General features: G+C 54.1%; 9 protein-coding genes. 7 read left to right on the top strand and 2 right to left on the bottom strand.

What is annotated here, in order from left to right; all coding sequences use genetic code 11:
• Positions 1–131: 131 nt before the first annotated feature.
• Together GBCGDNIH1_RS19900 and GBCGDNIH1_RS19895 are read left to right on the top strand one after the other, a co-directional pair.
• Entirely contained in the window at positions 132–866 is a 735-nt protein-coding gene (locus tag GBCGDNIH1_RS19900; RefSeq protein WP_157692815.1) for a LexA family transcriptional regulator, read from the top strand.
• A gap of 505 nt (positions 867–1,371) precedes the next feature.
• The gene (locus tag GBCGDNIH1_RS19895) at positions 1,372–2,955 is read left to right on the top strand and encodes a 2-isopropylmalate synthase (RefSeq protein WP_011632174.1); all 1,584 of its coding nucleotides are present in this window, start codon (positions 1,372–1,374) and stop codon (positions 2,953–2,955) included.
• Between the two features lie 70 nt (positions 2,956–3,025).
• Here GBCGDNIH1_RS19895 and GBCGDNIH1_RS19890 read toward each other — a convergent pair whose 3' ends face one another.
• Complete coding sequence (locus tag GBCGDNIH1_RS19890) at positions 3,026–3,253, bottom strand: hypothetical protein (RefSeq protein WP_025286913.1); 228 nt, start codon at positions 3,251–3,253, stop codon at positions 3,026–3,028.
• A 317-nt stretch (positions 3,254–3,570) separates the two neighbouring features.
• On the opposite strand from GBCGDNIH1_RS19890, the gene GBCGDNIH1_RS19885 reads away from it, so the two are divergent.
• The 5 genes from GBCGDNIH1_RS19885 to rodA all read left to right on the top strand — a co-directional run bounded on the left by GBCGDNIH1_RS19885 (position 3,571) and on the right by rodA (position 9,217).
• Positions 3,571–4,614: a rod shape-determining protein gene (locus GBCGDNIH1_RS19885; protein ID WP_025286912.1), complete on the top strand. Its 1,044-nt coding sequence runs from the start codon at positions 3,571–3,573 to the stop codon at positions 4,612–4,614.
• Positions 4,615–4,709: 95 nt separating this feature from the next.
• Positions 4,710–5,606 carry a rod shape-determining protein MreC gene (gene mreC / locus GBCGDNIH1_RS19880; RefSeq protein WP_011632171.1) on the top strand — a complete coding sequence of 299 codons (897 nt, stop codon included), beginning with the start codon at positions 4,710–4,712 and terminating at the stop codon, positions 5,604–5,606.
• Positions 5,607–5,622: 16 nt separating this feature from the next.
• The gene (locus GBCGDNIH1_RS19875; protein ID WP_011632170.1) at positions 5,623–6,198 is read left to right on the top strand and encodes a hypothetical protein; all 576 of its coding nucleotides are present in this window, start codon (positions 5,623–5,625) and stop codon (positions 6,196–6,198) included.
• Positions 6,195–8,048 carry a penicillin-binding protein 2 gene (gene mrdA, locus GBCGDNIH1_RS19870; RefSeq protein ID WP_011632169.1) on the top strand — a complete coding sequence of 618 codons (1,854 nt, stop codon included), beginning with the start codon at positions 6,195–6,197 and terminating at the stop codon, positions 8,046–8,048. The genes GBCGDNIH1_RS19875 and mrdA overlap by 4 nt, the downstream gene beginning before the upstream one ends.
• The gene (gene rodA / locus GBCGDNIH1_RS19865) at positions 8,048–9,217 is read left to right on the top strand and encodes a rod shape-determining protein RodA (protein WP_011632168.1); all 1,170 of its coding nucleotides are present in this window, start codon (positions 8,048–8,050) and stop codon (positions 9,215–9,217) included. Before mrdA ends, rodA begins: the two co-directional genes overlap by 1 nt.
• Before the next feature lie 80 nt (positions 9,218–9,297).
• Here the strand turns inward: rodA and GBCGDNIH1_RS19860 are convergent, their stop codons facing one another.
• Positions 9,298–10,635 (bottom strand): hypothetical protein, encoded by a 1,338-nt coding sequence (locus tag GBCGDNIH1_RS19860; protein ID WP_025318840.1) that lies wholly within the window; start codon positions 10,633–10,635, stop codon positions 9,298–9,300.
• Positions 10,636–10,836 lie beyond the last annotated feature (201 nt).

Below are 10,836 nucleotides of genomic sequence, written 5' to 3'. Positions count from 1 at the left end.
GAGGTTAGATTATATTTAAATAAAAATTTGAAAATCATAGTATAAATTTATAATATAAATGATTATCTGCAGTTAAGCGGATATCTTGGATGGTTTGCCAAAATATGGAAAACATGAACTCTGATATTCATATGAATGATGATATTCTTTATCAGGATAGTGATGTGAATAATCGGAGTGACTTTCTTCAAGTAAAAGAAAGATCGCAGCGACTGCGGCAAATAATGAAAGAATTTGGCGGCAATAATTTGTTGTCAAAAGAATCGGGTATTCCGGTCGGAAATCTCAATCGCTATATCGCTGGGCAAGAGATGAAAGTGAGTGCTCTTGTTGCGCTGGCAGAAACGTGTGGCGTCAGCGTGGAGTGGCTTGCAACAGGTAGAGGTAGAAAAAAGGTTACCCCGGAAGGCAGCATTGCTGCAGATCTTGGTCATAAAGATATTATCAATCTTCCTTATTTTGATAAGGAAGTGGCAAGCAAATATGCATATCTTAATGATCATCAGGAAATTGTTCCCAAAAGTTATCTTTTTGAGCGCCAGTTTGTCGAAAGCTGCTTTAAGGGGGTAAACGGGTTGGTTATATTTAATGTCCTGGCTGATAATATGACCCCTACTATTTATAAAGAAGATAATCTTGTTATTGATACAAATGAATCTGTAGTATATGATGGCGTTTATGCCGTTGTCATGAATGAAATTATAAATGTAAAACGCATTAAATCAAAACAAAATAATAATTTTATACTTAGTAGTGATAATGCTTTATATAGTTCTTCTGATATAGAAATTAAAAATATAGGATATGACAAAAATTCTGAATGTTTTATATTTGGAAGAGTTGTTTCAATTATTAGATCTTTTTGATGGTAAGCTATTTTCTTCATTGTTTGCCGCTGCATATCATATGTAGCGGCTTTATTTTTTATGTGATCATCAAAAAACAGCTTTCAAACCCTGATTTTCGTTATGTGCGATGCCGATGAGAGGATAAAGCTTTCCAGTCATTGTCCCGCAACTTGTACTTGCAAAAAGATACCTGGCCGCTTTATGGATTCAGAATGAATGATGGAGCAGCCATAGTGCCCGGTTTTCAGGGCCTGATTATCAGCAGGGGGGATAACTCATGCTGTGCTGCCGGTATCTCTGCCTTCCGCTTTATCCTTCGACTTACGTACCCCTGAGCATATAGCCGGGTTTACGGTCGGCTGTGCTCAGGGGATAGCTTCTCCCCGCTGCTGTTGCTTTTGTGGTGCATGCGGTAGGAGTGCTCAAGTGCAGATCCGCCATGCGGAAGCTGCCCGGTCCCAGCCTAGCCTGGACCGTCTAAAAGGGAAGCAGCGACGACTGATCGCCAAGGATACAGCGCATCATGACCATCAGCCACCCCAGTTTCGGTGATATTGACGATAGCCGAATCATCATTTTCGACACGACACTCCGCGATGGAGAGCAGTCCCCCGGTTTCTCCATGAATCTGGATGAGAAGCTGCGTATGGCCGACATGCTTGCGGAGCTGGGAGTGGACGTGATCGAAGCCGGTTTCCCGGTTGCTTCTCCTGGTGACTGGGAAAGCGTCAATGCCATTGCGGCAAAATTTGCCAAGGATGGCCCCGTCGTTGCGGGTCTGGCCCGCACAGGCGGTCGCGATGATATCGCAAGGGCGGGAGAGGCGATTCGTCCGGCGGCACGGCGCCGTATCCATAATTTTATCAGTACTTCACCGCTGCATATGAAATACAAGCTGCGGATGGAGCCGGAAACGGTTCTTGAGCTGATCGTTCAGGGCAATGAGCAGGCACGTCGCTTTACAGATGACGTGGAATGGTCCGCCGAAGACGGCAGCCGGACAGAGCCCGAGTTCCTGTGCCGTTGTGTGGAGGCTGCTATCAAGGCTGGTGCCACCACCATCAATATCCCCGATACTGTCGGCTATGCCACGCCGGAGGATATGGAACGCATCTTTCGTATGTTGAAGGAGCGGGTTCCGGGGGCGGAGAAGGTGATTTTTTCGGCTCACAATCATGATGATCTGGGCTTGGCCGTTGCCAACACTATTGCGTCGATCAAGGGTGGGGCGCGTCAGGTGGAGTGCACCATCAACGGCATTGGCGAGCGTGCGGGCAATGCTGCGCTGGAAGAAATCGCCATGGCCCTGCGCACCCGCCACGATGTACTGCCCTATGTCAGCGGCCTGGTGACGGAAAACATTCTGCGTACCTCTAAATTGTTGGCCTCCATTACCGGTTTTGATGTGCAGCCGAACAAGGCGATCGTTGGCCGGAACGCTTTCGCGCATGAAAGTGGTATCCATCAGGACGGTGTGCTCAAGAACGCTGCGACCTATGAGATCATGACACCGGAGAGCGTGGGCTGGACCAAATCCTCGCTGGTCATGGGAAAACATTCCGGCCGTGCGGCATTCCGCGACAAGCTGAAGGCGCTGGGCTATGGCGAGCTGGGTGAAAACGCCCTGAATGACGCTTTCCGTCGCTTCAAGGAAGTCGCGGATCGTAAAAAAGTTATCTATGACGACGACATCGTGGCGCTGGTGGATGATGAGGTGAACCGGAGCCATGAGCGCATTCGTTTTGTCTCTGTCGAGGTGCGGGCCGGCTCACGTGGTCCAGCCACCGCGGCGGTCGAGCTGGAAGTCGATGGTGAATTGAAGCAGGCGGATGCACAGGGGGATGGCCCGGTCGATGCGATTTTCAACGCGATCGGTATAATCTTTACGCATGATGTGGAGCTGAAGCTCTACTCTGTCGGTGCCGTGACCGACGGCGCTGACGCGCAGGCCCGCGTGACTGTGCGTCTGGAAGAAAACGGGAAAATGGTGGACGGGCAGGGGGCAGATACCGATACGATGGTAGCCTCCACCCGTGCGTATGTGCACGCACTCAACAAGCTGCTGGTCAAGCGTGACCGGCGGGAGCCCGAGGCTTTGACGGCATAAACAAAAAAAAGGCGGCAGGCTCCAGAACCTGCCGCCTTTTTGATATAAGAGGCCGGTCTCAGGGCTGGTTTCAGTATCGGCGACCCTGCGGCGTAGTGGCTGCGCCAACAGCAGCACCGCCCACTCCACCGATCAGGGCGCCGACACCGGCATTGCCCCCGGTGGCGGCACCCATCAATGCGCCACCACCAGCGCCGATGGCGCCCCCACTCAACGCGCGGGTACCCATGTCATGGCCGCATGCGGACAGGGCGCTTCCCAGCGCCATGATAAGGGCAACGGTTGCAATCATACGCATCAGCTTATTCCTCTCCCGTGAGATATCGTTCTCCTCTGGCTCCGCACGGGGCATTTCCGACCACTATACTTTGAAGCCTTATAGGTGGCCGAACCTCTTGCGTGCCGATAGCGATGGATGAACGTTTGGGAGAAGGCTGGGATGCGTTTGCAGGAGGCAACGAGCATAATCCCGGGATGATCTGTATTATGAAGCCATTATGCATCCTTGGGATCATATTCCGATAGTGGATCGGTTGTTGCTGCCTCTTGCCCTGTGCGCTCAGCCCCGCTAAGCCCAGCCGGCCCCTTTCCATTCCGTTTCAGAGGCCTCCGCGGATGTTTTCTCGCCTCCTTGGCGTCATGTCGGCAGACATGGCCATTGATCTTGGGACTGCCAACACGCTGGTTTACGTCAAAGGCAGGGGCATTGTACTTGCCGAGCCGAGTGTGGTCGCCATTGCGGATTCACGCGGTCGTAAGCAGGTGCTGGCAGTCGGTGAGGAAGCCAAGAACATGCTGGGCCGCACGCCTGGCAATATTCAGGCCATCCGGCCTCTGCGCGATGGTGTGATCGCTGATTTCGAGGTGGCGGAAGAAATGATCAAGCATTTCATCCGCAAGGTGCACAGCCGCAGCCGCTTTGCCTCTCCCCTGATCATTGTGTGTGTGCCGTCCGGCTCCACCGCGGTGGAGCGCCGGGCTATTCAGGAAAGTGCCGAAAGCGCGGGCGCGCGCCGTGTGCTGCTGATTGAGGAGCCGATGGCCGCGGCCATCGGTGCCGGTCTGCCGGTGACCGAGCCTTCAGGGAGCATGATCGTTGATATCGGTGGCGGCACGACCGAGGTTGCGGTAATCTCGCTGGGCGGGATCGTCTATGCGCGTTCGGTGCGCGTCGGTGGCGACAAGATGGATGAGGCGATCATCAATTACATCCGCCGGAATCATAACCTTTTGATCGGTGAAAGCTCGGCCGAGCGGATCAAGATGGATATCGGTGCAGCCAGCGTGCCATGGGACGATGATGATGGACCGTGGCGGCAGGTAAAGGGCCGCGATCTGATGAACGGTGTGCCGCGTGAAGTGGTGGTCAGCCAGCGCCAGATTGCCGAAAGCCTGATAGAGCCGGTGACGGCGATTGTGGAGGCCGTCAAGGTGGCGCTGGAAAACACGCCGCCGGAACTTGCAGCCGATATTGTCGATAAAGGTATTATGCTGACAGGTGGCGGCGCGCTGCTGAACCGCCTGGATCAGGTATTGAGAGATGCGACCGGCCTGCCAGTGGCGGTTGCTGAGGATCCTCTGCAATGCGTGGCGCTGGGAACAGGCCGGGCGCTGGAGGAGATGAAGCGGCTTCGCAATGTGCTGACAACGATGTATTAGGTTTGGCGAGGGAGCAGAATGATGAGGCTGGTTCCCTTCCTGTATCAGCCGGGGCACGACTTATACCCGCGCGATTTTGAGGAGCGAGCGTAGGCTTGATCCGTTTATCGGTTCCCGTCCGGCAGGCTCTGGCGCGGCTGACTTTGCCGGTCCTGATGGCTGCCGCCTTTGCTTTGATGCTGCTTGGCAAGGTTGATGTCAGGCTGGCAGAGCAGGCCCGTACGACGGCGGCGGACCTTCTGGCTCCGATCTATGCCGCGCTTGATGCGCCGATCAGCGCCATCCGCACGGTTTTTGACAATGTGCGGCATGTGACGACCCTGTCCCATGACAATGCCGTGCTGCGTGAGGAAAATCAGCGCCTGCGCCGGTGGCAGGCTGTGGCGTTGGCGCTGGATGACGAAAATGCCATGCTCAAGGCACAGCTTCACTGGCTGCCCGATCCACCTGCCCCCTATGTCACGGCAAGGGTCGTTGCGGATGCGGGCGGCATTTATGCACGCTCCGTGCTCCTATCGACCGGACCGCATGCTCCAGGTGGCGGAGGCTTTGTGCGTAAGGGTGAAATCGCTCTGGATGATCGCGGGCTTGTCGGGCGGGTGAACGAGGTCGGCAACAGAAGTGCGCGTATTCTGCTGATCACAGATATAAACAGCCGGGTGCCGGTTTCTCTGGGTAAAAGCCAGGCCCGCGCCATTCTGGTCGGTACCAACGGTACGAGGCCTCGTCTGCTCTATTATCCCGACAATGCACAACCGATGGAGGGGGAGCGGGTGGTGACGAGCGCCGAAGCTAATGCTTTTCCTGCCAATCTGCCTGTGGGGATTGTTCACTATAACGCCAATCACGTGCCCGAAGTGCAGCCTTTCGCTGATCTGTCGCGGCTGGAGGCGGTGCGTATTTTCGATTACGGTCTGCATGGTATCCTGCCACCGGATGCGAAGGTGACGCGGGTGGAGCCGCGCCAGAAATCCTCCGCCCGGGTGCATTAATCGGCTTGGGGGCGTCATGCCCGTAGAAAAGCCACTGGATCGTGTGGCCCGGCGGGTCAATCCCATTACGCCGAGACAGACCCTGTTCCGACGTCTGGACCATGCGGCGCGAAGCAGTCTGCCAGTGGTTACAACGATCCTGCTGCTGTTGATGCTCAATGGGCCGCTCGGTCTTCCCGCGCAGGCGGAACTGCCACCGGCTACGATGCTGGCCTGTGTCTTTTTCTGGTCCCTGTTCCGCCCCCGCGCGATGCCGCCCCTGGCCGTGTTTCTGATCGGGGTTCTGGCCGATCTATTGGGGCAGTTTGCGATCGGTGTTTCTGAACTTGCTCTGCTGGCGGCGCAGGCAATGGCCCTGCGTCTGCGACGGGGACTGAGTCAGCAGGGCTTTATGATCGTCTGGCTGGCTTATGCTCTGGTCGCCAGCCTCTGCACTGCGGTAATCTGGTTTATGCAGTCCCTTCTGACCCTCACCATCATGCCGCCCGGACCTGCCCTGTTGCTTGCAACTCTCAGCATCGGGTTTTATCCGGCTCTGGCGGTTTTCTTTACCCGCGCGCATCGCGGTATCACGGATCCGGATCCGGTATGAAGCGGGAAATCAAACGCAGCGGCGTCTTTACGCGACGGGCTTTGGCTCTGGCCGGTTTGCAGGTTGGTGTGATCGGTACGCTGGCGGCCAAACTGTATCAGGTGCAGGTCGTGGAGGGGCAACGCTATGCGCTACTGGCCAAAACCAACCATATCAGCGAGCGCCTGATCGCGCCTCCGCGTGGTCATGTGCTGGATCGTTTCGGCAGGCCTGTTGCTACCAACAGGCTGCATTGGCTGGCAACCCTGATGACGGAGGAAACCGGAGATCCGGATGCCACACTGGATAATTTCCATCGATTGATCCCTCTGGATGATCATGACCGTGCCCGCATAGCCCGCGATATACGTCGTCATCGCCGCTTTATCCCTGTTGTCATCAAGGATTACCTCAGCTGGGAAGAAATGGCGCTGATTGAGGTTAATGCGCCCGATCTGCCCGGGATTGCGATTGATGTCGGCACGACCCGCGTTTACCCCTACGGTGATACGCTGGCGCATGTCGTGGGATATGTTGCCCCACCCAGCGAGCACGATATGGGTGATGATCCGATCCTTGCCTTGCCGGGGGTACGGATTGGCCGGGCGGGGTTGGAAAAGTTTCACGATCAGCCTCTTCGTGGTCGTGCGGGGGCGATGCAGCTGGAAGTCAGTGCTGTCGGACGTGTGATCCGGGAGCTGGACCGGCAGGAAGGCATGCCCGGTAGCGAGGTCGGCCTTACAATTGATGCTGAATTACAGCGCTCCGTCATAGCGCGGCTGGGGGATGAAAGTGCCAGCGCCGTGGTTCTGGATGCGAAAAACGGGGAGGTGCTGGCCATGGCCACCAATCCTTCCTTTGATCCATCCCTTTTCGATCATGGCGTTTCTCAGGACCAGTGGAAAGAATGGACCCGCAACCGCCGTGCGCCGTTGATCAACAAGGCCGTGGCCGGGATCTACTCACCCGGATCGACCTTCAAGATGTGTGTGGCGATCGCCGGTATGGAGTCCCAGCTTATCGGGGCAGGTGACCGGGTATTCTGCCCCGGCTATATCGATGTCGGGACGGCACGCTTCCATTGCTGGTCCAAATACGGCCATGGCTCGGTCGATATGCATCAGGCACTGAAATTTTCGTGTGATGTCTATTTTTATGAGGTCGCACGTCGGGTCGGGATGGACCGTATTGCCAACGTGGCAAATCGGATGGGTTTGGGGGTCGAGCTTGGGATCGAGCTGCCAAATGCCAAGCGAGGATTGATTCCCACCCGTGCATGGCGGGCAGCAAAGGGACATCCATGGAATGTCGGTGATACCATCGTGGCCGGGATCGGGCAGGGCTATATTCAGGTCACGCCTCTGCAACTGGCGACTTATACGGCTCGTCTGGCCACCGGCCGGGCCATACAGCCGCATCTGACCAGAAGCATCGGTGGTATGGTGGGAAGCGGCACAAGACCCGAGGATTGGCCGGCGCTCGATATTCCTCAGGCTGCCCTGAAAGCGGTTCGGGGGGGGATGTTCGCGGTTGTGAATGAGCAGCATGGTACCGCGCCACTGGCAAGACTTCCCCTGCCAGTGCAGATGGCCGGAAAAACTGGCTCTACGCAGGTCCGTCGCGTTTCCCGTGAATTGCGGGAGCGCGGTAATTTTAAATCCGAAAATCTGCCATGGGAATTCAGGCCGCATGCGCTGTTTGTCGCATATGCGCCTTATGATGATCCCCAATATGCACTGGCAGTCGTGGTGGAACATGGGAATGCGGGTGCCCAGGCCGCAGCCCCGGTGGCGAGGGACATCATGATGGATGTGCTCTCACGCGATCCGGCCAATAAAAAACCCGGACAGACAATCGCGGAGAAAGGATAATGGGGGTTTATGAGCGCCGCCTGCTGAATGATCGTTCAGCAGCGTTCGTCAATAAACTCTGGCGGATCAACTGGTTTTTTGTGTTGTTGCTCTGCCTGTTGGCGGGGGCGGGATATATGGCCCTTTATGCCGCAGGGGGTGGATCCGCACCGTATGCCGACAAGCATCTGATCCGTTTTGCCGTCGGCATGGTGATGATGCTGGCCATTGCCATGACGGATATCCGGATTATCTGCCGTTTCGCGTGGCCTGCCTATTTTTTTGCTTTGGGACTGTTGGTCCTGGTGGCCCGTATGGGTCATATCGGCAAGGGTGCCCAAAGATGGATCGAACTGGGGCCTTTGCAGCTTCAGCCCAGCGAGTTGATGAAGCTGTTTCTGGTCCTCGCCCTCGCTGCCTGGTTCCGCAAAGCGTCGTGGGAGCAGGTTGGCAGGCCGTTTTTTCTGATCGTCCCGACCCTTGCAGTGCTGGCTCCCGCAGCGCTGATCCTGAAGGAGCCAAATCTCGGCACCGCTGTGATTACGGCCATCGTGGGTGGCTCCGTCTTTATGACGGCAGGGGTGAGGCTGTGGAAATTTGCCCTGATTCTTGGGGCGGTGGCTGGTATCGCCCCTTTTGCGTATCATCATCTGCATGATTATCAGCGTCAGCGCATCATCACATTCCTGAACCCGGAAAGCGATCCGCTGGGGGCTGGCTATAACATTATCCAGTCAAAAATCGGTCTTGGCTCAGGGGGGATGTGGGGACAAGGCATTCTGGATGGCACTAGGGGTAATCTGGCGCTCCTGCCGGAAAAGCAAACCGACTTCATCTTTACAGTATTTTCGGAACAGTTCGGATTTATTGGGGGTGTTGCTCTGCTCTGTCTGCTCTGTCTGATCGTGTTGAGCGGTATGGCGACCGGTATCCGTTGCCGTCACCAGTTCGGGCGGTTACTGGCTTTGGGATTATCAGTCAATTTCTTCATGTATATTGTGGTGAACGTTGCGATGGTTATGGGCGCTATCCCGGTCGGAGGCGTGCCGTTGCCATTGGTATCGCATGGCGGTTCCGCGATGTTATGCGCGATGCTCGGATTCGGGCTGTTGATGTCGGTTCATGTACATCGTGATGTGGAGTTTGAAGATAACAGAGACGAGTTTTTAACGTCGCCACGTTTTATGTAGTGCATAAAGTAATCAAAAAAATGGCGCTGCTCACATAAAGAGCAGCGCCATTTACATTAGAATAAAATAGAAAATTTAAATCAGGAATTGAAAACCTGACCGGAATTCAGATGGCTTACACCGATCAACGTAATAGTCGTATTGTCATTCAGTGTCAGACGGGTGCCAGCGGCATCATTGACCTGATTGGTGACAGCCGCGTTTTCCGCATCCACACCCCATCCATTCAGTGACAAGGTCGAAGATGTATTGAAGTTAAAGATTGTAGTGGCCTGCATCCCTTTGGAGAGAACGAATATGTCATTTCCGCCACCACCAAACATTGTCGCGGAGCCGGTTCCAGAGAACATGGTATCATTACCATTACCCTGGCTTCCGAACAGCGTATCGCTGCCACTACCGGCCTTCAAGATATTACCGCTGTCGGAGAAGGCAGTAGAGAGAATATTATCTCCCCCGACTGCAACCAGCTGATTACCGCCTGTTGTGTTGCCAACAAGATTTATGGTGGCATTGCTGCTGAAATATCCGTTATTGGCTACATTTGCCCCGTAGACAGTCTGCGAGCCACCGGTCGCCATAAATTTCGTTTGGCCATTGCTTAGTACGAAAAGACTTTGACCCGTTCCGGCAAATAATGTGGATGCACCCGATCCACCAAACATTGTATTGCTGCCGGAACCATTGACAAACGCCATTGATCCGGATTGGTACTGATAGAGGCCATTTACGTTATTTGCATAGACGGTGCTGTCGCCAGAAGCGCCAACATAGGTTGCATTACCGCTGCCTGCGCGTGAGTTGTTCGAGAATACGGTCTGTGTTCCCGCTTTGCCGCCAAAGAAAAGCGAACCGCCTGAAAAGGCAGCCAAGGTTGCACTGCCAGTGCCGCCAATATAAGTATCAGTACCGAGAGCATTCAGAACAATGTTGCTGTTCTGACCTTTGATATAGCTTCCGCCGATGGATGGACTGCTACCGTCTGTCTGAATAGTCCAGTTGCCACCTGTACCCATAATGGTATTGGCACCGAGAGAACCCAGAATAGTACCTTGACCTGCGCCAGTCTCGAGATAGCCGCCCGCAGTACCAAAAATTACTGACTGATTGGAAATCGTATTGGTATTATTAACAACAACATTACTGACAGCGCCCGGCTGCGAGGTCGCGCCGATAATCATACTGGAAAAACCAGTCGGCACAGACGACATGCTGGTGGTAATTAAAGCAATGGCATTGGCTGCTTCAACTGTTGGTGCTGCAGTCGGATTGTCCACCGCTTGAAGGGTATTATTTGCCGCAGCTGCATAGATAGAACTCAACAACTGCGTCGTAATGGGCGCAAGATTGCGGTTGTAATCTAGGCTTACTGTTGACAGAGGGGTATTGCCCCCGGGAACAGTTACATTTGAAGCCATTTCTAAAATTCCTGACTCTCTATAGTGTGCATAACTATCCAAAAAAAAATCAAAAATCTAGCATTATTTGAGATGTTATTTTTAATTTCTTTATAGTTATTAATATAATTAAATTAACAAAATAATTTATATTATTAATTTAATTTTCTACTTTTTAATCTGACTCTCTTCCGACTAACCTTGCCTTGCTGTATGCCCTGC

It is taken from the genome of Granulibacter bethesdensis CGDNIH1, from assembly GCF_000014285.2.
Classification (GTDB): Bacteria; Pseudomonadota; Alphaproteobacteria; order Acetobacterales; family Acetobacteraceae; genus Granulibacter; species Granulibacter bethesdensis.
This window is presented reverse-complemented; position numbering and strand designations above follow the sequence as displayed.